The sequence below is a fragment of the Klebsiella sp. CN_Kp106 genome, assembly GCF_040064575.1.
Taxonomy (GTDB): domain Bacteria; phylum Pseudomonadota; class Gammaproteobacteria; order Enterobacterales; family Enterobacteriaceae; genus Klebsiella; species Klebsiella michiganensis.
The window spans coordinates 119,716-140,935 of record NZ_JBEAIG010000070.1 but is presented as its reverse complement, the minus strand read 5'-3'; the positions used below and the strand labels follow the sequence as shown (position 1 = coordinate 140,935).

Here is a 21,220-nt window from a genome sequence, read left to right as displayed (position 1 = left end):
ATAGCGCAGGCTTTCATTGCCAGAGCCCCATATGCAAACAGCGTCCGCCGGCGGGCGTATCCTGGTCATCATGCGTGACCAGCACCGCGGGGATCGCCTGCCGCGCCAGTTCGTTGAACACCCAGCGGCGAAAATCGGCGCGCAGCGCAACGTCGAGGCGGTTAAACGGCTCATCCAGCAGCAGCGCCCGCGGTCGGGCCAGCAGGGCGCGCAGCAGGCTGACCCGCGCCCGCTGGCCGCCGGAAAGGGTGGCCGGATCGCGCGTATAAAACCCCGCCAGACCGGCGCGCTCCAGCGCCTGTTCGACCTGGGCTTTGCGCTGGGGGCCGCGGACGTCAGCGGCAAGCGCCAGCAGTAAATTTTGCCCGACGCTGAAGTGGTCGAACAGCAGCGCGTCCTGGAACAGGATGCCGATGCGCCGTCGCTCGGTGGGTAAACTGTCGCAGCGCTGGTTATCCAGCCACAGCTCGCCGGCGGCGCGAAAATTCTCCGCCAGCGAGCCGACCATCCAGGCGAACAGAGTTGATTTACCGCTGCCCGAGGGGCCCATCAGGGTCAGTATCTCGCCGGGAGCAACGGAAAAGTCGACGTTGCGCAGCAGCGGCTCTCCGTTGAGGCTGAGAGTCAGGTTTTTGACGATCAACATTAGCGTAATCCTTGTCGATAGCGGCCGGTCAGCCAGGCCAGCAGCGCGGTGGCGGCAAAAAACAGCGCCGGCAGCAGTAGCTGCCATAGCGCCTGCGCGGCCAGAGTGGACGTCTCGCCGCCGCTGCTCAGCGCGACGGCTTCGCTGGTGAGCGTCGGGAACCGTCCGCCCCCCAGCCATAACGTCGGCAGATATTGCGCGATGCTTACCGAAAAGCCCACCGCCAGCGCGGTCAGCAGAGGACGCGTCAGGGCGGGTAAGGTAACCAGCCAGAAGATGCGGCCTCGTTGCCAGCCGAGGGTGCGGGCGAGCAGCTCCATGCGCGGGTCGCGAGCGCACCACGCGGGACGCAGAATAAACAGCATCCACGGCACGACCCACAGCAGGTGCCCCCATAAAACGGCGATCCACTCACCGTCCAGCCACGTATACAGCGCCAGCTGATATTGGCCGTCTACCAGCGGCAGCGCCGGTAAAATCAGCGGCAGCCAGATCCATCCGTCGAAACGGGAAGGGCCAGACGCCAGCCACAGCAGGCAGATAACCGCGCCGAGCGACGCTGAGCAGAGTCCAAGCCACAGGCTGTTGCTGACGCTATCGCTGACCGGCTGGCTATTCTGCGCCGCCGCGGCAAGCAGCAGGGCGCAGGCCACGCCGCACAGCGGCAGAAGAAGGGCGAAGCTTTTCCCGGCGAGCGCCCGCGGCTGCGGGCGGCGGATCCCCTGAACCTGCGGGATCCGCCGTCGCCAGAGACGCCAGACTCCCCACGCCGCCAGCGCCATGATGGCGAGCGTCAGCAGCAGTACCAGGCTGGCGAGGGCGCCTTTCGCCTGCTGGATCTCATCGCCCTGGCTTAACCATTGCCAGGCCAGCACCGCCAGCGTCGGCGGGTTACCCGGGCCAATCACCAGCGCGACGTCGACCGCCGAAAGGCTCCAGGCGGCGGTGGCCAGCAGCGCTATCGACAGCGCCGGAAGCAGCGTGGGCAAGACTAACCATTTCAGGCACTGCCAGCGTCCGTAGCCGAGGCTTTTTAATACCGTCGCCTGTCCGGCCAGGCGTTTCTCGCCTAACAGGCCATAAACCACCCACAGCAGAAACGCGCTCTCTTTGAGCGCCATCGTCAGGCCCAGTCCAATGCCGTAGCGGTCAACCGGCGGGGTAAAAAAGGGCAACAGGCGCGGGAGCCAGCCGCCATCGGCGAAGAGCAGCAGGGCTGCGGTGGCGAAGGCCACGTGAGGTACCGCCAGCAGCAGAGGGAGCCTTGCGGCCAGCCGCCGCCAGCCGCCCGACGGCCAGAGTGCGGCCACGACGGTGAGCGTGATGATCAGCGCGCCGCCAACCGATAGCAGGGTTGAGACGAGAGTCGCCGCCAGCGCCTGGCTGAATTGCGGGTCGGCAAACAGCGACAGCCAGCGCGCGCGGCGGAGCGCCGGAAGCGCCATCAGCGCAGCGGCCGGCAGCAGCGGCAGATAGATCAGCGCGACGGCGGCCCAGGCCAGCAGCCTTAGTGCGTGCCGTAGCGGCGCAGCCATTCCTGCTCCAGCGCGTCAACCCAGGCCGCGTGCGGTTCACCCAGCATCGGCGGCATATTCTGCGGCACAACGGCGTTAAAGGCCTGCCGCTCAGTCTCGGTTAATTTCGCCGGATCCAGCACGCTGGGGTCGCCCCACACAGTCGGGTCGGCCTTGCGCAGCTGGGCCTGCGGCGAGAGCAGGAAATTCGCGACCACTTTCGCCCCCGCCGTCGCCCGGGCATTGGCCGGGATCGCCACAAAGTGGACGTTGCCAAGCATCCCCTCGCGGAAGCCGAAACCGTAGCTGTCTTTCGGCAGCTCGCCGCTGACCGCTTTTTGCTGCGCGTGCAGCGGGTTAAAGGTGATGGACAGCCTGAGGGTCCCATTTTTAAGCATGGCATCCATGCGGGCGGGCGAAGCCGGGAAGTCGCGGCCCTGGCGCCACAGCAGAGGGTGAAGCCGATCAAGATAGTGCCACAGCGGCGCGGTCACGGCGGCGAAGGTGGCCTCCTCAGGCGGCTGGCGTAGCGCGTCGGGCCGCGGAGTCAGCGTCAGCAGCAGCTGTTCAAGAAACGCGGTACCGGTAAAATCCGGCGGACGCGGGTAGGTGACGCTGCCGGGATGCGCGGCGGCGAAAGCCAGCAGCGCCTGCGGAGTGGTGGGCCCGTCGGGCGTTTGTGAGCGGCGGGCGATAAAAGTGAGCTGCGCGCCGCCCCACGGCGACTCGGCGCCGTCGGTGGGGATGGAGAAATCCTCGCGCACCGGCTTTTGCGTATCGACAAAGCGCCAGTTGGGCAGGGTTTCCGCCCACCGGGTTTGCAGCAGCCTGGCGTTTTTCAGGGTGCGGAAGTTTTCGCCGTTGACCCACAGCAGATCGATGGAACCGCCTTTACTGCGTCCGGCGCGGGCTTCGGTCTGGATGCGCTTTACCGCGTCGGCGGCATCCGCAATATGCACGATGTGCAGGTCGATAGCGTAGTCGCGCTTTACCTCACCGCTGACCCAGTCGAGATAGCGGTTCACCGCCGGATCGCCGCCCCAGGCGTTAAACCACACCGTCTGGCCGCGGGCTTCTTGTTGTAGGGATTGCCAGCCAGCGCTGGCGGCCAGCGGGGAGAGCAACAGCAAAGCGAAGACCAGCACACTGCGCATAACCACTCCTTATGGTTTTGAATCGGTTGGGAGCCGGCACAATCCCTGGGCGGGGATCGCCATGGCCGAATTAAAGCGCGCCGACAGGTTTTGTAAACCGATCAGCGCCGTGAGTTCGGTGAGCGCGCGGGCGTCAAACTGGCCTGCCAGCCTGTCGCGCAGCGCATCGTCGACCACCGGCGGCGTCATGCTGGCCGCCTCGGCATACTCCAGCGCCAGCCGCTCGCGGTCGCTGAACAGCGCGCTGTCCCGCCATTCGGCGACTGCCAGCAGCTTAGCGCTGCCGCCGCTGCGTTCCGCCAGCTTCATATTGGTGATATCAATGCAAAACTCGCACAGGCACAGCTGCGCGACGCGGGCGCTGACCAGCGATCTCAGCACCGGATCGAGGGGCGAACGCTTGCGCTCCAGATAGCCGACGAACATCGACACCAGGTAAAACACCAGCGGAATACGGCCCCACCAGCGGATAGGGCTGAGCACCTCGCCGTAGTGGCGACGATGCAGCCAGGCCTGCGGGCGAAGAATCAGCGGAATGGACTTCAGAGGGGGTAAGCTCATCGTGAACGCCTCTTTTGTTGTTCAAGATAGAGCGCTTTCGCGACGACCACCACAATCGCCAGCGCAAATAGGATCGATAAACCGGTCACCAGCCAGAATGTGCCGCCGGTCAGCAGGCTGCCGGTCCACGAATAGACTATCGTCGCGGGCAGCTGGCCGAGACCGGTGGCCAGCATAAAGTGGCGAAAGCGCATTGAGGTCAGCCCGGCGGTGTAGCTCACCGGGTCGAAGGGAACGAAAGGGAGCAGACGGCAGATTAATATGGTGTGTTTGCCGTAGCGGGTAAAAAAGCCATCCATACTCTGCAGTACGCTCTTGCCGGTGAGCTTTTCCACCGCGTCGCGGCCGAGCGCTCTGGCGATAAAAAAGCACAGCGCCGCGCCGGCCATCGCGCTCACCCACGACAGCGCGCCGCCCCAGAAGGCGCCGAACAGGGAAGCGTTAGCGAAGGTGATCAGGAAGGCGGGAAGCGGGGCGATAATCGCCTGCAAAATCATCAGGGCGAAGGAGACCAGCGCCGCCTGCGGGCCCCAGGAGTCGATAAAGCGTTCAATAGCCTGCTGATCGAGCGTGGCAAAAGCGGCGAGGCTGCGCTGCATAAACTCATTGACGCCGGGTATCAGCCACCATGCCAGCAGAAGCGCAAACAGCGTCATGCCGATGGCTATCCGGTAGCGCGCGTTGCTATTTTTCATCGTGAGCCTGTATCCGTGATGTCTCAATTCGCCGATAGCGGGCATATCTTTTCGCCGCCTGAATCAGGACAAATAAGGCCAGCCCCGCGAGGGTCAGCTTCAGTATAAACAGGGGGGTGATACCCTCGCGGATAAGCTCGCTGGCCATCAGCGTATAGATAAATATGCCGGGCAAGGTGGTGAGGGCGGAAATAAAGGTAAACGTCCAGAATGGAATCGCCGTCAGGCCATAGGCGTAGTTCTGTACATTATAGGGAAACAGCGGGATGAGCCGGGTCAGAATTAAAAAATCGGTGCCGCTACGGGCGATGCCTTTTTCAATGGCCTGAAAAATCGCCGTCTGCCCGACGTATTTAAGCAGCAGCTCGCGGCCCAGCCAGCGGGCGAACAGAAACGACGCGGAGGAGGCGAGCGTCGCCGCCAGCAGCGATAGCAAGGTTCCCGCCAGCGGACCGAAAATCACCCCGCCAGCAATCACTAAAAGAGTGCCCGGTAGCAAAAAAAGGGTGGCGACGATAAACAGCAGAATATAGAGCGTATAGCCGAAGGCGCCGCTCTGGCGGATCATTTCGCGCAGACGATCAAAATGGGTAACCAGCCCGGCAAAACCCGATTGCTGAATAATACAGGCGACAATGCTCAATATCACCACAACAAAAAGCAGCTTATATTCTGCTTTATGACGGCTTCTTTTGCATTGGGTTCTCCTGTATGGCGCGGGCGGTCTGAAGTGCGCGCGACAGTATAATAGTTTGCCGCCGTTCACAATCTCTGACGGCGGCTTTTTTGATATGGCTCAGGCTCTCCGGACGGGAGAGCCTGACGGAGGGAATATTTAGACTTTAAAGGTCGCCCATACCGGCGCGTGGTCGGACGGCTTTTCCATTGCGCGAATTTCGTAGTCGATGCCGGTTTCGATGCAGCGCTGCGCCAGCGGGGTGCTTGCCAGCAGCAGATCGATACGCAGCCCGCGGTTATCGTCAAAGCCCTTAGAGCGATAGTCGAACCACGAGAAGTGTTCGTTATCCTGCGGATTCGCATGGCGGTAAGTATCCACCAGGCCCCAGCTCAGCAGGCGCTCCATCCATTCGCGCTCTTCCGGCAGGAAGGAACACTTGCCGGTACGCAGCCAGCGCTTGCGGTTCTCTTCACCGATGCCGATATCGAGATCGGTCGGGCTGATATTCATGTCGCCCATGATCAGTACTGGATTCTCTTTATTCAGTTCGGTATCAAGGTAGTTTTGCAGGTTCTGATAAAACGCCGCCTTCGCCGGGAATTTGGTTTCATGATCGCGACTTTCGCCCTGCGGGAAATAGCCGTTAATCACCGTCACGTTGCCAAACGGGGAAGGGATTTCCGCCATGATGATGCGGCGCTGGGCCTCTTCACCATCGTTTGGGAAACCGCGACGCACGGAGATCGGCGTCTCTTTGGTCAGCAGCGCGACGCCGTAATGGCCTTTCTGCCCGTGATAAAAGACGTTATAGCCCAGCTTTGCCACCTCTTCGAGAGGAAACATATCGTCGTGAACTTTGGTTTCCTGTAGGCCGATGACGTCGGGCTGGTGTTTATCGATGATGGCGGCCAGCTGATGCGGGCGGGCACGCAGGCCGTTGATATTAAAAGAGACAAATTTCATAGTCGCTGCCACTGTGCAAGGTGAATAGTGCAGGGATGGTAGCAGAAATTCGCCGGGCTGGCTGCGCAAAGGCACTTTATTCTGCCGATTGCAGCGGTTGGTAGCCTGTTTGCACAAACTGTGCACCATTCTGGAACGCGCTGCGCCAAAAAAGGGCGATTATTGCCGATAAATTTCGTCAAGGATCACAATTACAGAATTATATCTTACTCCTGCATAATCTTTCTTTTTATTCCACTGCAAAAGCCTCTTTTAGTATTTTTATTCACTTTTTATGCATTTTATGTGAATAGCGGTCTTTCGTAACTTATTGATATTTCGTTGACGACCTCGATTTATGCATTTTTACCTCTGGCTGGCACGAACCGTGCAATCTACATTTACAGCGTAATAACCATATTCATTAACATTATTTAAACTTTTTATTTACCGGAAGAGGTCGATATGTCTCAGTCAATTACGCGTAGCAACTTTGATGAATGGATGATGCCTGTATACGCGCCAGCGGCTTTTATTCCGGTACGCGGCGAGGGGTCACGCCTGTGGGATCAGCAGGGAAAAGAGTATATCGATTTTGCCGGCGGCATTGCGGTGAACGCCCTCGGTCACGCTCATCCTCGGCTGGTTAAAGCGCTGACCGCGCAGGCGGAAAAGTTCTGGCATACCGGTAACGGCTATACCAATGAGCCGGTATTGCGTCTGGCTAAGCAGCTGATTGACGCCACTTTTGCCGACCGGGTCTTTTTCTGTAACTCCGGGGCCGAAGCCAACGAAGCGGCGCTAAAACTGGCGCGCAAATATGCCCACGATCGTTTCGGCAGTGAGAAAAGCGGCATCGTGGCGTTCAAGAATGCCTTCCACGGCCGCACGCTGTTTACCGTTTCCGCTGGCGGCCAGCCGGCCTATTCGCAGGATTTTGCGCCGCTGCCGCCGCAGATTCAGCACGCCATCTATAACGACCTCGACTCGGCAAAGGCGCTGATCGACGACAATACCTGCGCGGTGATCGTTGAACCGATGCAGGGTGAAGGCGGCGTCGTGCCTGCGGATGCGGACTTCCTGCGCGGCCTGCGTGAACTGTGCGATGCGCACAACGCGCTGCTGATTTTCGACGAAGTCCAGACCGGCGTCGGCCGTACCGGGGAGCTGTACGCCTATATGCACTACGGCGTGACGCCGGACGTGCTTTCCACCGCGAAAGCGCTGGGCGGCGGTTTCCCGATCGGCGCGCTGCTGGCATCGGAGCGCTGCGCCAGCGTGATGACCGTCGGCACCCACGGCACGACCTACGGCGGCAACCCGCTGGCCTGCGCGGTGGCGGGAGAAGTGTTTGCCATCGTCAACACCCGCGAAGTGCTCAGCGGCGTTAAGCAGCGCCATCAATGGTTCTGCGAACGGCTCAACGCGATTAACGCGCGTTACGGCCTGTTTAAAGAGATTCGCGGCCTGGGGCTGCTTATCGGCTGCGTGCTGAAGGATGAATATGCCGGCAAGGCGAAGACCATCAGTAATGAGGCGGCGGAAGAGGGGCTGATGATGCTGATCGCCGGAGCCAACGTGGTGCGTTTCGCTCCGGCGCTGATTATCAGCGAAGAAGAGATCAACGCCGGGCTGGATCGCTTCGAACTGGCCTGCAAACGCTTTCTCGCAGGGGTCTCATCATGATGGTGATCCGTCCTGTAGAAAAAGGCGATCTGCCGGGGCTAATGACCCTGGCGGGCGAGACCGGCGGCGGCCTGACGTCGCTGCCGGCCGATGAAGCCACGCTGGCCGCGCGCATTGAACGTTCGCAGATGACCTGGCGCGGCGAGCTGCCGAAAAGCGAGCAGGGTTATGTGTTCGTTCTTGAGGACTGCGCCAGCGGCGCGGTAGCGGGAATTTGCGCCATTGAGGTGGCCGTGGGGCTTAACGACCCCTGGTACAACTATCGCGTCGGTACCCAGGTGCACGCATCGAAAGAGCTTAACGTCTACAACGCCCTGCCGACGCTGTTTCTCAGTAACGACCATACCGGCAGCAGCGAACTGTGTACGCTGTTCCTGGATCCAAAATGGCGTAAAGAGGGCAACGGCTATCTGCTGTCGAAATCGCGTTTTCTGTTTATGGCCGCCTTTCGCGAACGTTTCAACGATAAGGTCGTGGCGGAAATGCGCGGCGTCATTGACGAACACGGCTACTCGCCGTTCTGGGAGAGTCTCGGGAAACGCTTCTTCGCGATGGAGTTCTCCCGCGCCGACTACCTGTGCGGCACCGGGCAGAAGGCGTTCATCGCCGCGCTGATGCCGAAGCACCCGCTGTATATCGACTTTTTAAGCGACGAAGCGCGAGCGGTCATCGGCGAGGTCCATCCGCAAACCGCGCCGGCACGCGCGGTGCTGGAGAAAGAGGGATTTCGCTATCTCAACTACGTCGATATCTTCGACGGCGGCCCGACGCTGGAGTGCGAAATTGACCGGGTGCGGGCCATTCGCAAAAGCCGGCTGGTCACCGTCGTCGAAGGCCAGCCCGCGCCGGGCGAGTGGCCGGCCTGTCTGGTTGCTAATGAGCAGTACCAGCAGTTTCGCGCCATGCTCGTTCACGCCGACCCGGAGAGCGACCGCCTGGTGCTAAGCGCGCGCGAGCTGGATGCCCTGAAATGCCACCCCGGCGACCAGATTCGCCTGGTTCGTCTGTGCCCTGAGGAGAAAAAATCATGAGTTTATGGATTAACGGCGACTGGCAAAGCGGTCGCGGCCCGGCTCGTAGTAAACATAACCCGGTAAGCCAGGCGCTGCTGTGGCAGGGCAACGATGCCGATGCCGGGCAGGTGGCGCTGGCGGTCACCGCGGCGCGCGCGGCGTTTCCCGCGTGGGCGCGTCAGCCGTTTGCCGCCCGGAAAGCGATAGCGGAAAAGTTTGCTTCGTTACTGGAAGCGAACAAAGGTGAATTAACCAGGATTATCGCCCAGGAGACCGGCAAACCGCGCTGGGAAGCGGCAACGGAAATTACCGCGATGATCAACAAAATCGCCATTTCGGTGAACGCGTATCATAGCCGTACGGGGGAAGCACAGACCGCGATGGCGGACGGAGAGGCGACGCTTCGCCATCGGCCGCACGGCGTGCTGGCGGTCTTTGGCCCCTACAATTTTCCCGGACATTTGCCTAACGGGCATATCGTTCCGGCGCTGCTGGCGGGAAATACCGTGGTATTCAAACCCAGCGAGCTGACGCCTCAAAGCGGCGAGGTGGTGGTGAAGCTATGGGCCGAAGCCGGCCTGCCGCCGGGCGTGCTTAACCTGCTCCAGGGCGGGCGGGAAACCGGCGAAGCGCTGAGCGGCCAGGCGGACATCGACGGCCTGCTATTTACCGGCAGCTCTGCGACGGGTTTTCAACTTCATCGTCAGCTTGCCGGGCAGCCGGAAAAAATTCTCGCTCTTGAGATGGGCGGCAACAACCCGCTGATCGTCGATGACCCACAGGATATCGACGCCGCGGTCCATCTGACCATTCAGTCGGCGTTTATTACTGCCGGACAGCGCTGTACCTGCGCGCGGCGGCTGCTGGTAAAACGCGGCGAGGCCGGCGATGCGTTTCTTCAGCGACTTGTGACGGTGTCACAAACGCTGATTCCCGACGCGTGGGACGCTGAACCTCAGCCGTTCCTCGGCGGGTTAATTTCAGCGCAGGCCGCGCAAAAGGTACATCAGGCCTGGCTGGCCCACGTGGCCAGCGGCGGAAAAACCCTGCTGGAGCCGCGCCTGCTGCAGGCCGGAACCTCGCTGCTGACGCCGGGTATTATCGAGATGAGCGCGGTGGCGCAGGTGGCCGACGAAGAGGTCTTCGGGCCGCTGCTCTGCGTCTGGCGCTATGACCATTTCGATGAGGCGATTGCCCTCGCTAACGCGACCCGTTTCGGGCTTTCCTGCGGGCTGATCTCCGCCGAACGCGACAAATTCGACCAGCTGCTGCTGGAGGCGCGGGCCGGGATCGTTAACTGGAACAAACCCTTAACCGGCGCCGCCAGCACCGCGCCGTTCGGCGGTACCGGCGCTTCCGGTAACCACCGGCCAGGGGCGTGGTACGCCGCAGACTATTGCGCCTGGCCGATGGCCAGTCTCGAATCACCGGAGCTGGCGCTGCCGGCAACCCTCAGCCCCGGGCTGAATTTCCGTAAGGAGACATCACAATGAAAGCCCGGGAAGTGAACTTTGACGGGCTGCCGGGCCTGACCCACCACTATGCGGGTTTATCTTTCGGCAACGAAGCCTCGACGAAGCACCGCTATCGGGTGTCGAACCCGCAGCTGGCGGCAAAGCAGGGGCTGAAAAAAATGAAAGCGCTGGCGGATGCTGGCTATCTGCAGGCGCTGATCCCGCCGCAGGAGCGGCCAAACATTCCGCTGTTGCGGCAGATCGGTTTTAGCGGTAGCGATGAGCAGGTGCTGGAAAAGGCGGCGCGCCAGGCGCCGGAACTGCTCTCGGCGGTCAGCTCCGCGTCATCGATGTGGGTGGCTAACGCCGCCACGGTCTCGCCCTCGGCCGATTCGCTGGATGGCCGGGTGCATCTGACCGTCGCCAACCTGAACGATAAATTCCATCGCGCCAGCGAAGCGCCGACCACCGAAGCGCTGCTGCGGGCGATTTTCCCCGATGAGCAGCGGTTTGCCGTACACGGCGCGCTGCCCCAGGTATCGCTGTTCGGCGATGAAGGGGCGGCAAACCACAACCGCCTCGGCGGCGACTACGGCGCGCCCGGCGTGCAGCTGTTTATTTACGGCCGCCAGCAGGGGGGCGAAGATAATCCGCTGCGCTACCCGGCGCGGCAGACGCTCGAGGCCAGCCAGGCCGTCGCCCGCCTGAATCAGGTCAATCCCCGGCAGGTGATTTTCGCCCGACAAAATCCGGCGGTGATTGATAAGGGCGTGTTTCATAACGATGTGATTGCGGTAAGCAATCAGCAGGTGCTGTTTTGCCACGAGCAGGCGTTTGTTGACCAGCCGCAGCTCCTGCAGCAGCTGGCGCAGCAGGTCTCCGGCTTTACGCCGCTGGTGGTGCCGGCGAGTCAGGTTTCGGTGGAAGAGGCGGTGGCGACCTATCTGTTCAACAGCCAGCTGCTGAGCAAAGAAGAAGGCGGGATGCGGCTGATTTTGCCGCTGGAAGCGCAGGAACACCCAGGCGTCTGGCGCTACCTGAACCGGCTGGTGGAGGGCGATAACCCCATCGATGAGCTACAGGTTTACGATCTGCGCGAAAGCATGGCCAACGGCGGCGGCCCTGCCTGCCTGAGGCTGCGGGTGGTGCTGACGGAGGACGAGCGACAGGCGGTGAATCCGGCGGTCATGATGAACGATACGCTGTTCGCCACCCTTAATGACTGGGTAGACCGCTACTATCGCGATCGCCTGACCCAGGTCGATCTCGCGGATCCGCAGCTGCTGCGCGAAGGCCGCGAGGCGCTCGACCGCTTAACGCAAATCCTGCGCCTGGGCTCAGTGTATCCGTTTCAGCAATAAGGAGGCGTCGTGGACGACTTTCTGGCACTTACTCTGGCGGGGCGTCTGCCCCACCATTTCCATGGTCAAACCGCGCATTTTCGCTGGCACTGGATTGACTGCGGTATTCTGCAGCTCATTCCTCATGAACCCTGCGATCGGTCATTGGTTTTGTCATCCGGGCTTCACGGCAATGAAACCGCGCCGGTCGAAATCACCGATTTACTGCTGCGGCAGCTGTTTCGTGGGGAAATACCGCTCCGCTGGCGGCTGCTGGCGATCTTTGGTAACCCTCCGGCGCTGCGGGCCAACAAGCGCTATATGCACAGCGATATCAACCGGATGTTCGGCGAGCGATGGCGCGCTTTTAGCGCCAGCGATGAAACCGTTCGCGCCCGGCAGCTGGAGCATGCGCTGGCGCGATTTTATGCCGGGACGCCCGGCGAGCGCTGGCACCTGGATTTACATACCGCCATACGCGGTTCGCTGCATACCCGCTTTGGTGTCCTGCCGGCGCGGGATACGCCGTGGGATGAAGCGTTTTTGCGCTGGTTAGGGGCGGCAGGGCTGGAGGCGCTGGTGTTTCATCAGCAGCCTGGCGGGACTTTTACCCATTTCAGCTGCGAACGCTTCGGCGCGCGCTCCTGCACGCTGGAGCTCGGCAAGGCGCTACCTTTTGGCGAAAACGATCTGCGCTTGTTCGCGGCGACTCAACGCGCGCTGTCGCTGCTGCTGGCGGGAGAAGTGGCGGCGGAAGAGGCGCACGCGCCGCTGCGCTACAGGGTGGTACAGCAAATTACCCGCAGCAGCGACAGTTTCCGGCTGCATATGTCGGCGCAGACGCTGAACTTTACGCCGTTTGCCGCCGGGACGCTGCTTGCTGAGGATGGCGATACCCGCTACATAGTGGAAAGGGAGCAAGAGTACGTTTTGTTTCCCAACCCCAGCGTCGCCTTCGGCCAGCGCGCCGGGCTCATGCTGGAGCGCTTCCGGTGAATCCGTCGCCCGTCCGGGCGGCGGCATTTATTTCAGCGTTTATTTTTCCGCAGCCATCTTATTTTTTCGTGCTCTGTCCATTGATTGCAGATTATTCCTGGTTAAATGCTTTGTTTTTAATCTCTGCTGATTTATAATCTTCATAATTTCCCAATAAAACAGTTGCTTATTTATTTTTTATTGCATTTATTCCCTCATTTTCCTTATTTTCTCCATAATTGGCGAGAAAATGTTTTTTACACTTTCAATGTTTTACGCTTGCTCTGATTAATTGACGATAAACGTCGTAAAGTTAATCTCGTCAACACGGCAACGCGCCGTAAGAATAACGCAAAGTAAGGATTGAACTATGAAGAAGATTACTGCACTGTTTGTTGCCTCTACTCTGGCTCTGGGCGCGGCTAACCTGGCCCACGCGGCTGACGCTACTGCAACCCCAACCGATAACGCGCCGATGATGCATCATAAGCGCGGACCTGCGGGCCCACATGAAATGATGTTTAAAGGGCTGAACCTGACCGATGCGCAGAAAACGCAAATCCGCGACATTATGAAGAGCCAGCGCGACAACATGAAGCGTCCGTCCCTGGATGAGCGCCGCGCGATGCATGAGCTGGTAGCCAGCGATACCTTCGATAAGGCAAAAGCGGAAGCGCAGATTGATAAGATGGAAGCCCAGCATAAAGAGATGGCGCTGGCTCGTCTGGAAACCCAGAATAAGATTTACAACATTCTGACGCCGGAACAGAAAAAGCAGTTCAATGCCAATTTTGAGAAGCATCTGACAGATCGTAAAGCGCCGGAAGGTAAAATGCCTGCACCTGCTGAATAACTCAGCGCGCTGACTTAAGACCGCCGGTCTTGCCCAATAACGCCAACAGGCTTTGGGCAGGACCGGCGGTTTTTCTTTATCTGTAGCGACAAGCTGATTTACCCGGCAGGGACGAATGTGCCAGTATGAGTGCCATCGCCACGGACTCTGGTGTCCTGGTCTAAAGCCTACTCTGCTCATGGATCTTGCATATGGAAATGTATATCGGCCTCGCCGTCCTCGTTGTCGTCCTCATCTGGGTCGTGATGACCTATAACCGCTTTATCTCCCTGCGACGTTTCAAGGACGAAGCCTGGAGCGGCATTGCCGTACAGCTTAAGCGCCGCCACGACCTGGCGCCGAATCTACTGAGCCTGGTGAAACGCTATGCGCAGCATGAAAAAGAACTGCTGGAAGAGATCTCCCGCCAGCGCGGCGAACTGGTCGGCAGCACCCGACAGATCGCCGACAGCGAACGCCAGTACTCTGGTACGCTAGGGCGCGTTTTCGCGCTTGGCGAAGCGTACCCGGAACTTAAAGCCAGCGAAAACTACCTTGCCTTACAGCAATCTCTCAGCGAAATAGAAGAGCAGCTGCAGATGGCTCGCCGCTACTTCAACGGTACGGTGCGCGATTTCAATATCCTGGTCGAGTCTTTCCCCAGCCTGCTGCTGGCGCGACTGTTTAATTTTCAAACGGAAGTTTTCTTCGAGCTGGACTCACCAGAAGAAGCTAAATCACCGCGAATGGCGTGATTAAATGGCGAATTTACTTTTTCGGGGGCTGTGTACCCTCGTCCTGCTGCTGCTTCTGAACATCAGCGCGGCTTTTGCCGCCGGCGACATGATCATCATCAAGGATGCTTCCCAGCTTCCCGCTGACGCTATTCCAGCGTATGAACATATCCTCTCTTTCGATGCCCGGGCGCGCTTTAACCCGGACGGTAGCATGGAGATGCGGGAAAATATCAAAGTACTTTCTCTGGGCAGGCAGATTCGGCGGGGGATTTTCCGTACGCTGCCCCTGACCTGGAACCGCCAGGACGGCAAGATCTTTCGCGTGTATTACGCGATCGAGTCGGTGTCGCGCGATGGCGTGCCTGAGCCGTTTAGCCTTGATGAAGCAGAAAAAAACCTGACGGTACGCATTGGCAGCGGCGAACGGGTCCTGAAACCAGGGATCTATAACTACGAGATTCGCTATCAAATCAGCAACCATTTCAGCCGCTTCCCCGAATGGGATGAGCTTTACTGGAACGTGACGGGCAATGACTGGGCGTGGCCAATTAGCAAGGCCAGCTTTCGTCTTGAACTGCCGGACGCCGCCGGAAATCTCAACGCCGACGCTAAGGACGCCAGAGTGCGATCGCTTGATGTTTATACCGGCGTCGCAGGGGCGAAAGAACACAACGCGCAGGTGCTTCCTGACGGTAGCGTACGCACCCTGCGGCCTCTGGCGCGGGGGGAGGGGCTGACCGTTGTCTATACCTGGCCTCGGTCGATCCTTGCCGACGCTCCGGCGCCGGAGGCCGCTTTGCCGCTGGTGCATCTCCTTATCCCCACCCTAAAAACCTGCGTGGTCTGGCTACCTCTGCTGCTGATGGCCGCTTATTACCTGATGTGGTGGCGAAAAAACGTCACCAAAGCCGGGCTAAAAATGCCGCCGGTCATTGCGCTTTATTCACCGCCTCCCGGCATGTCTCCGGGCTACCTGCGTTTTATCACCCGGCGTAAATATGATGATGTGGCTTTTAGCAGCGATTTATTAGCGCTGGTGGCTAAACGCGGAATGGCGGTCAGCGGGGACAGTCAACACACCCCTAACCCGTGGCTTGCGAACGCCGGCGTAAAACAGCGGCTGACCCGTTTGCCCGTCGAGGGAAACCGGCAATTAAACTATGATGACAGGCAGCTATTAAGTACGCTCTTTAAAGGTAAACAAAAAAATATCGATCTCAGCAAGGCCCATCAGCGACCGATGCAGACAGCGCGTGATGAGCAGGAAAAGCGTTGTGAAGCGCAGCGGGATAAATTATTTCGCAAATGGGGGCAGCCGCTGCGGCGCTGCATCTACATTGCGCTGTTGGTGCCGGTGGCCTGCGGTCTTTGGGTTAATACGGAGGCCGCGCTGCTGACGATACCGGCCGCGGTTTTTATGCTGATTGGCGGAGCGATGCTCGCCTGTTTGCTGCGCTTTATATGCCGCCCGCGGGAAATGTGGCGTGCCTGGGGGCCGGTGCCGCTCTTTTTTTTGGCGATCTTCGGCCCCTTCGCGACGCTGGGAGGCGGGATTTTTCTCTTTGGTATACTGCCCATCACCCAGCTTCCGTCAGGATACATTGGCGCGCTTATTGCCGCGCTGGTGCTGTGCGTTTTCGTTGCCTGGAAAACGCCTCGCTATACACAGCGCGGGCTTGATGAACTGGCTATCGCGAAAGGATTGATGCGCTATCTTGGCACCGCCGAAAAGCATCGTTATCAGATTATCTATCCGCCTGAGCAGATGATTTCCCATTTTGAAGCGCTGCTGCCGGTTGCCCTGGCGCTTGGCGTAGGGAAAACATGGGCAAATACCTTTGCCCACTACCTGAGTAGTACAGGCGCCGTGTCGCATGCGTTTGCCGGCGCCGACTGGGGAAGCGTCCACCACTTCAGCGAAGCCTGCCGAACCGCCTCTATGTCAACGCCGGATAGCGGTTCAGGGAGCGGTTCATCATCAGGTTCAGGTTACAGCGGCTCCGGTTCATCCGGAGGCGGCTCGGGCGGCGGCGGCGGGGGCGGCTGGTAATTGCCCCGATAGCGCATCGGGGCTGACATTCGCCTCACAGAGGATGGAGCTTATAGCGGCCGCTGAGCAGCGGCTTACACAATATTTTATAACCGTCATGGTCAAATTTGGCCGACAGGCGCGTGAGTGATGACGCCTGCGACAGAGACTCTACCGCGCCAAGCCAAAGCCAGTTTTGAATAATGTGGTATTGGGTCATATCCTCGCTGCTCTCTTCCAGCGCGATCGCCCCGGCCCAGGGCCAGCATACCAGCTGCATCTTTTGCATATTGTCGACCAGACGCTGCTGGTGTGTTTCAACGCTCTCTTTTCCGCAACAGGCGCCCGCGCAGCGGCCGAGCGCCGAACGAAAGCAGGCCCGCCCGCGGTTGAGCGGCTCGAGGCCCATTAATCCGTAGCACAGGCGATGCTCGTCGGCAATTTTTTGCAGCGCCTGCAGCGCCGCGCGGCGGTTGGCAAAAAGACCATAGAGATCGCTTTGCAGGGAAAAATCCAGCTCGCTGGCGTACACCACCTGCGGACGGGCGTCAGCCAGGCGTAATGAACATAGCTGTCGGTTTTGCCGCAGACGCTTATTGAATAGCGGCTGCTGTTCTTTAATGAGCTGTGCCTCTAATAAGAGTGCGCCCAGCTCTCCCGCCGTTCGTTGCCAGGTAATGCGCCGGGACTGGCGCAGCATCGCCGCTTCGTCGGGCGTGCGCAGATGCGACAACACCCGGCTGCGGATATTCACGCTTTTCCCGATATAGAGCGGTAGGGTATCGCTTTCGCCGTGGAACAGATACACCCCCGGCTGCCTGGGCAAAGCCTCAAGCCACGGTCGCAGATGTTCGGGATACTCATAAATTGCCGCCGCTTCAAATTCGAGACGCGGGGCGGATTGCCTTCTTGCCACTTTTGCTCCTGGTGCTGGTTATTTATCCAGTATAGCAGTCGAAGGAAGAGGCGAAAAGGATAAAAAATCGCCCCGAACCGGGTCGGGGCGGAGGGGGAGAGGCGAATTACTTTTTCCAGAAGTCGTCGAAGACCGTAATCGGCGGTCGGCGTTTATGCTCGGTTTTCAAATACCAGCCTTCAATCGTTTTCGCAATTTTCTCATCCAGCGCTTTGCCTTCCAGATAATCATCGATATTTTCGTAGGTCACGCCCAGCGCCACTTCGTCCGGCAGGGAGGGGCGGTCGTCCTCAAGATCGGCGGTCGGCAGCTTTTTATACAGATGCTCCGGGCAGCCTAGCTGGGCCAGCAGCTGTTTGCCCTGGCGTTTGTTAAGGCGAAAGATAGGGTTAATATCCGTACCGCCATCACCGTATTTGGTGAAGAATCCGGTAATGGCTTCCGCCGCATGGTCGGTACCCACCACGACGCCGTGGGTCATTCCGGCGATGCTGTACTGCGCCTTCATGCGTTCGCGGGCTTTTTCGTTACCGCGAACAAAGTCGCTAAGTTCAATCCCGGCCTCGCGCAGCGCCTGTTCGCTGGCCAGCACGGCGCCTTTGATATTGACCGTTAATACGCGATCCGGCTGAATAAAAGCGATAGCGTCCTGGCAGTCCTGCTCATCCGCCTGCACGCCGTAGGGCAGGCGCACGGCAATAAACTGCAGGCTACTGTCACCGGTTTCGGCACGCAGTTCGTTGATGGCTAACTGACACAATTTACCGGTTAGCGTTGAATCCTGGCCGCCGCTGATGCCGAGGACCAGTGATTTAATAAAAGGGTATCTCTGAAGATAGGCCTTCAAAAAGTCTACGCTGCGGCGTATCTCGGCTTCGACATCGATCTGGGGTTTTGCGCCCAGCGCCTGAATAATCTCTTGTTGTAGCGTCATTGCGCCCTCCGGGAAGTGAATCTGTTTGCCAATCAGCAGTGGTTTAACCTACCTCTTTGCCGGTAAAACGACAAGGATCACAATTTTGAGTGAAGCAAAAGCAGGCAACCTCAACAAGAGGGGATTTATTATTGGAAAGCTCTTAATTTCGCTTCATTTCCACCTTCGGCTTGAAAAATAACGATATTTATTCCAGGCTTATTAACACGCCAAAAAAAAGAGGATGGTATATGAACAAGCATTTTGCAGGATTTCTGGGCGCAGCAGCAGTATTGACCCTGCTGGCAGGGTGTACGGCCTACGACCGTACGAAAGATCAGTTTACTCAACCCGTGGTTAAAGACGTTAAGAAAGGCATGACCCGCGCGCAGGTTGCGCAAATTGCCGGTAAGCCTTCATCAGAAGTCACCATGATCCACGCGCGCGGTACCTGCCAGACATATATCCTGGGTCAACGCGATGGTAAAATTGAAACCTACTTCGTTGCGCTGGATGAAACCGGCCGCGTGATGAATTCTGGTTATCAGACCTGCGCCGAGTATGATACCGACCCACGCAACAGTAAGTAACGCCCCGCCATAGTGCTGATTCCTACGAAAGCCCGACCATTGGTCGGGTTTTTTTATGAGTTCTGATGCTTATTTAATTGCGCGAATTATTTGAGGGAAATGTGAAGGCAGTCAAAACGCGAGGTCAATGAGAGACAATTCTGTTCAAGGAGGAATTATCCTGCTGTCGATCGATGCCGTATACTCAATGCATAAACAATACTAATTCAAAGAAACATCTCTTACCGCCTCTCAGGCATCAATGATGCAGAGAGGACCGGGTCACACAAATTGAGGAAGCGTTCATGGAAAAGAAACATATCTACCTGTTCTGTTCTGCTGGGATGTCGACATCACTGCTGGTATCGAAAATGCGTGCCCAGGCCGAGAAGTATGAAGTGCCGGTGATTATTGAAGCATTTCCGGAGACCTTAGCCGGTGAAAAAGGACCTGATGCGGATGTCGTATTATTAGGCCCACAAATTTCCTATATGCTGCCGGACATTCAGCGTTTACTGCCAAATAAACCCGTAGAAGTCATTGATTCTGTTCTGTACGGTAAGATCGATGGTTTAGGTGTTCTGAAAGCGGCCGTTGCGGCCATTAAGAAAGCTGCTGCACAATAATTTTATTTTAAAACTCGACATATTTCGGATAGCAGCGGTTAGAATTTCGTGAGGGTGTGTTTTAGCTGCTCGCTGTCCGAAATACCCAGAGTTTATTTTCCCGTCAAAGAGTAATTTCATCTATCATTGCCGCGGTGACTATATTGCGGCCTTAAAGGGTATTTATTATGAGTAAAGTGATTGACTCGCTTGAAAAGGTACTCCTGCCTTTTGCCGTCAAAATAGGAAGACAGCCCCACGTCAATGCAATTAAAAACGGCTTTATTAAGTTAATGCCATTGACGCTAGCCGGGGCGATGTTTGTTTTAATTAACAACGTATTTTTGAGCTTTGGCGACGGCTCATTCTTTTATTCAATGGGCATCCGTCTGGATGCGTCTACAATAGAAACGCTTAACGGTTTTAAAGCTATCGGCGGTAACGTTTATAACGGTACGCTTGGCATTATGTCGCTCATGGCGCCTTTCTTTATTGGCTCCGCTTTAGCTGAGGAGCGGAGAGTAGACCCGATGGCCGCCGGTTTACTGGCCGTTGCGGCATTTATGACCGTCACGCCTTATAGCGTCGGTGAAGCCTACGCCGTGGGTGCGAACTGGTTAGGCGGCGCCAATATCATTTCTGGTATTGTCATCGGGCTGGTCGTTGCCGAGATGTTCACCTTTATCGTGCATCGCAACTGGGTGATTACGCTGCCGTCCAGCGTGCCGGCTTCGGTTTCCCGTTCATTCTCTGCGGTCATCCCGGCCTTTATCATCCTCTCGATTATGGGGATTATCTCCTGGGCGTTGACCCACTGGGGGACTAACTTCCACCAGATCATCATGGACACTATCTCCACGCCGCTGGCTTCAATGGGCGCCGTCGTAGGCTGGGCATACGTCATTTTCACCTCGCTGCTGTGGTTCTTCGGCGTACACGGGTCGCTGGCGCTGTCAGCGCTGGATAGCGGAATCATGACGCCGTGGGCGCTGGAAAACATTGCAACCTACCAGCAGTACGGTTCCGTCGAGGCCGCGCTGGCCGCGGGTAAGAGCTTCCATATGTGGGCCAAGCCGATGCTGGATTCCTACATCTTCCTTGGCGGTACCGGCGCGACTCTGGGCTTAATCATCGCCATCTTTATCGCTTCACGTCGTGAGGATCATCGTCAGGTGGCGAAACTGGCGCTGCCGTCAGGCATCTTCCAGATTAACGAGCCAATCCTGTTCGGTCTGCCGATCATTATGAACCCGGTGATGTTTATCCCCTTCATTCTGATTCAGCCTCTGCTGGCGGCTATCACCATGACGGCTTATACCCTGGGCATCATCCCGCCGATTACCAATATCGCGCCGTGGACCATGCCGACCGGTTTAGGCGCCTTCTTTAACACCAACGGTAGCGTAGCCGCTCTGCTGCTGGCCCTGTTCAACCTTGCCGTGTCCACCCTGGTCTACCTGCCGTTTGTGGTGATTTCCAACAAAGCGCAGGGCGTCATTGAGCAGGAAGAGAGCGAAGAAGATATCGCTAACGCACTGAAATTCTAACATTGAGCGGTACGGGAGATTTCCCGTACCGTCCTGGAAATAAGGGAGTCATTATGTTTGATCTGGATAACATCGCAGCAGAAGAGACCGCGGTAAACGACCTCGAAGAGGTGGTGATGGGGCTGATTATCAACTCCGGTCAAGCGCGCAGCCTGGCTTATGCCGCGCTGAAGCAGGCAAAGCAGGGAGATTTCGAGGCGGCGAAAACGATGATGGAACAGTCGCGCATGGCGCTGAGCGAAGCGCACCTTGTGCAGACGCAGCTGATTGAGAGCGATGAGGGTGAAGGCAAAATGAAGGTGAGCCTGGTGCTGGTTCATGCGCAGGATCATCTGATGACCTCAATGCTGGCTCGTGAGCTGGTTGCCGAATTGATTGAGCTGCACGAGAAGGTACAATAGGTCATCGACACG

21 protein-coding genes are annotated in these 21,220 nt (G+C 58.2%); 12 read left to right on the top strand and 9 right to left on the bottom strand.

Annotated elements, in window-relative coordinates; genetic code table 11:
- Window positions 1-13: 13 nt before the first annotated feature.
- The 7 genes from ABLU96_RS25335 to xthA form a co-directional block, all read right to left on the bottom strand.
- Window positions 14-646: an ATP-binding cassette domain-containing protein gene (locus ABLU96_RS25335; protein WP_064405376.1), complete on the bottom strand. Its 633-nt coding sequence runs from the start codon at window positions 644-646 to the stop codon at window positions 14-16.
- Window positions 646-2,181, bottom strand: a complete 1,536-nt coding sequence (locus ABLU96_RS25330; protein ID WP_064405378.1) for an ABC transporter permease subunit — start codon at window positions 2,179-2,181, stop codon at window positions 646-648. Before ABLU96_RS25330 ends, ABLU96_RS25335 begins: the two co-directional genes overlap by 1 nt.
- Complete coding sequence (locus ABLU96_RS25325; protein ID WP_064405380.1) at window positions 2,154-3,314, bottom strand: ABC transporter substrate-binding protein; 1,161 nt, start codon at window positions 3,312-3,314, stop codon at window positions 2,154-2,156. The genes ABLU96_RS25330 and ABLU96_RS25325 overlap by 28 nt, the downstream gene beginning before the upstream one ends.
- Before the next feature lie 9 nt (window positions 3,315-3,323).
- Entirely contained in the window at window positions 3,324-3,875 is a 552-nt protein-coding gene (locus ABLU96_RS25320) for a carboxymuconolactone decarboxylase family protein (protein WP_064405382.1), read from the bottom strand.
- Complete coding sequence (locus ABLU96_RS25315) at window positions 3,872-4,570, bottom strand: TVP38/TMEM64 family protein (RefSeq protein ID WP_064380564.1); 699 nt, start codon at window positions 4,568-4,570, stop codon at window positions 3,872-3,874. Before ABLU96_RS25315 ends, ABLU96_RS25320 begins: the two co-directional genes overlap by 4 nt.
- Window positions 4,560-5,222 (bottom strand): TVP38/TMEM64 family protein, encoded by a 663-nt coding sequence (locus ABLU96_RS25310; protein ID WP_032692748.1) that lies wholly within the window; start codon window positions 5,220-5,222, stop codon window positions 4,560-4,562. Before ABLU96_RS25310 ends, ABLU96_RS25315 begins: the two co-directional genes overlap by 11 nt.
- Window positions 5,223-5,405: 183 nt before the next feature.
- Entirely contained in the window at window positions 5,406-6,212 is an 807-nt protein-coding gene (gene xthA, locus ABLU96_RS25305) for an exodeoxyribonuclease III (RefSeq protein WP_014228976.1), read from the bottom strand.
- A gap of 444 nt (window positions 6,213-6,656) precedes the next feature.
- Here xthA and ABLU96_RS25300 point away from each other — a divergent pair, with 444 nt between their 5' ends.
- The 8 genes from ABLU96_RS25300 (at window position 6,657) to ABLU96_RS25265 (ending at window position 16,278) form a co-directional block, all read left to right on the top strand.
- A complete protein-coding gene (locus ABLU96_RS25300) occupies window positions 6,657-7,877 on the top strand; it encodes an aspartate aminotransferase family protein (RefSeq protein ID WP_064358733.1) in 1,221 nt (406 codons plus the stop codon).
- Window positions 7,874-8,908, top strand: a complete 1,035-nt coding sequence (astA, locus tag ABLU96_RS25295) for an arginine N-succinyltransferase (protein ID WP_014228978.1) — start codon at window positions 7,874-7,876, stop codon at window positions 8,906-8,908. Before ABLU96_RS25300 ends, astA begins: the two co-directional genes overlap by 4 nt.
- Window positions 8,905-10,383: a succinylglutamate-semialdehyde dehydrogenase gene (astD, locus tag ABLU96_RS25290; RefSeq protein ID WP_064405384.1), complete on the top strand. Its 1,479-nt coding sequence runs from the start codon at window positions 8,905-8,907 to the stop codon at window positions 10,381-10,383. Before astA ends, astD begins: the two co-directional genes overlap by 4 nt.
- The gene (astB, locus tag ABLU96_RS25285; protein ID WP_064405386.1) at window positions 10,380-11,705 is read left to right on the top strand and encodes an N-succinylarginine dihydrolase; all 1,326 of its coding nucleotides are present in this window, start codon (window positions 10,380-10,382) and stop codon (window positions 11,703-11,705) included. Before astD ends, astB begins: the two co-directional genes overlap by 4 nt.
- A gap of 9 nt (window positions 11,706-11,714) precedes the next feature.
- Complete coding sequence (gene astE, locus ABLU96_RS25280; protein WP_047724034.1) at window positions 11,715-12,680, top strand: succinylglutamate desuccinylase; 966 nt, start codon at window positions 11,715-11,717, stop codon at window positions 12,678-12,680.
- 349 nt (window positions 12,681-13,029) lie between these two features.
- Window positions 13,030-13,512, top strand: a complete 483-nt coding sequence (gene spy / locus ABLU96_RS25275) for an ATP-independent periplasmic protein-refolding chaperone Spy (protein WP_014228981.1) — start codon at window positions 13,030-13,032, stop codon at window positions 13,510-13,512.
- Between the two features lie 191 nt (window positions 13,513-13,703).
- The gene (locus ABLU96_RS25270; RefSeq protein ID WP_014228982.1) at window positions 13,704-14,246 is read left to right on the top strand and encodes a LemA family protein; all 543 of its coding nucleotides are present in this window, start codon (window positions 13,704-13,706) and stop codon (window positions 14,244-14,246) included.
- Window positions 14,247-14,250: 4 nt separating this feature from the next.
- Window positions 14,251-16,278 carry a DUF2207 domain-containing protein gene (locus ABLU96_RS25265; protein ID WP_064405389.1) on the top strand — a complete coding sequence of 676 codons (2,028 nt, stop codon included), beginning with the start codon at window positions 14,251-14,253 and terminating at the stop codon, window positions 16,276-16,278.
- A 34-nt stretch (window positions 16,279-16,312) separates the two neighbouring features.
- Here the strand turns inward: ABLU96_RS25265 and cho are convergent, their stop codons facing one another.
- Both cho and nadE read right to left on the bottom strand, forming a co-directional pair.
- A complete protein-coding gene (cho, locus tag ABLU96_RS25260) occupies window positions 16,313-17,173 on the bottom strand; it encodes an excinuclease Cho (protein WP_032749480.1) in 861 nt (286 codons plus the stop codon).
- 106 nt (window positions 17,174-17,279) lie between these two features.
- On the bottom strand, window positions 17,280-18,107 hold the full coding sequence (gene nadE / locus ABLU96_RS25255; protein ID WP_004850083.1) for an ammonia-dependent NAD(+) synthetase: 828 nt from the start codon (window positions 18,105-18,107) through the stop codon (window positions 17,280-17,282).
- Between the two features lie 230 nt (window positions 18,108-18,337).
- On the opposite strand from nadE, the gene osmE reads away from it, so the two are divergent.
- From osmE to chbA, 4 genes are all read left to right on the top strand, one after another.
- Window positions 18,338-18,676 carry an osmotically-inducible lipoprotein OsmE gene (gene osmE, locus ABLU96_RS25250; protein WP_004850085.1) on the top strand — a complete coding sequence of 113 codons (339 nt, stop codon included), beginning with the start codon at window positions 18,338-18,340 and terminating at the stop codon, window positions 18,674-18,676.
- Between the two features lie 284 nt (window positions 18,677-18,960).
- Window positions 18,961-19,281, top strand: a complete 321-nt coding sequence (gene chbB / locus ABLU96_RS25245) for a PTS N,N'-diacetylchitobiose transporter subunit IIB (protein ID WP_004101340.1) — start codon at window positions 18,961-18,963, stop codon at window positions 19,279-19,281.
- 167 nt (window positions 19,282-19,448) lie between these two features.
- A complete protein-coding gene (gene chbC, locus ABLU96_RS25240; RefSeq protein WP_004850089.1) occupies window positions 19,449-20,807 on the top strand; it encodes a PTS N,N'-diacetylchitobiose transporter subunit IIC in 1,359 nt (452 codons plus the stop codon).
- Window positions 20,808-20,860: 53 nt separating this feature from the next.
- Window positions 20,861-21,208: a PTS N,N'-diacetylchitobiose transporter subunit IIA gene (gene chbA, locus ABLU96_RS25235; RefSeq protein WP_004850090.1), complete on the top strand. Its 348-nt coding sequence runs from the start codon at window positions 20,861-20,863 to the stop codon at window positions 21,206-21,208.
- Window positions 21,209-21,220 lie beyond the last annotated feature (12 nt).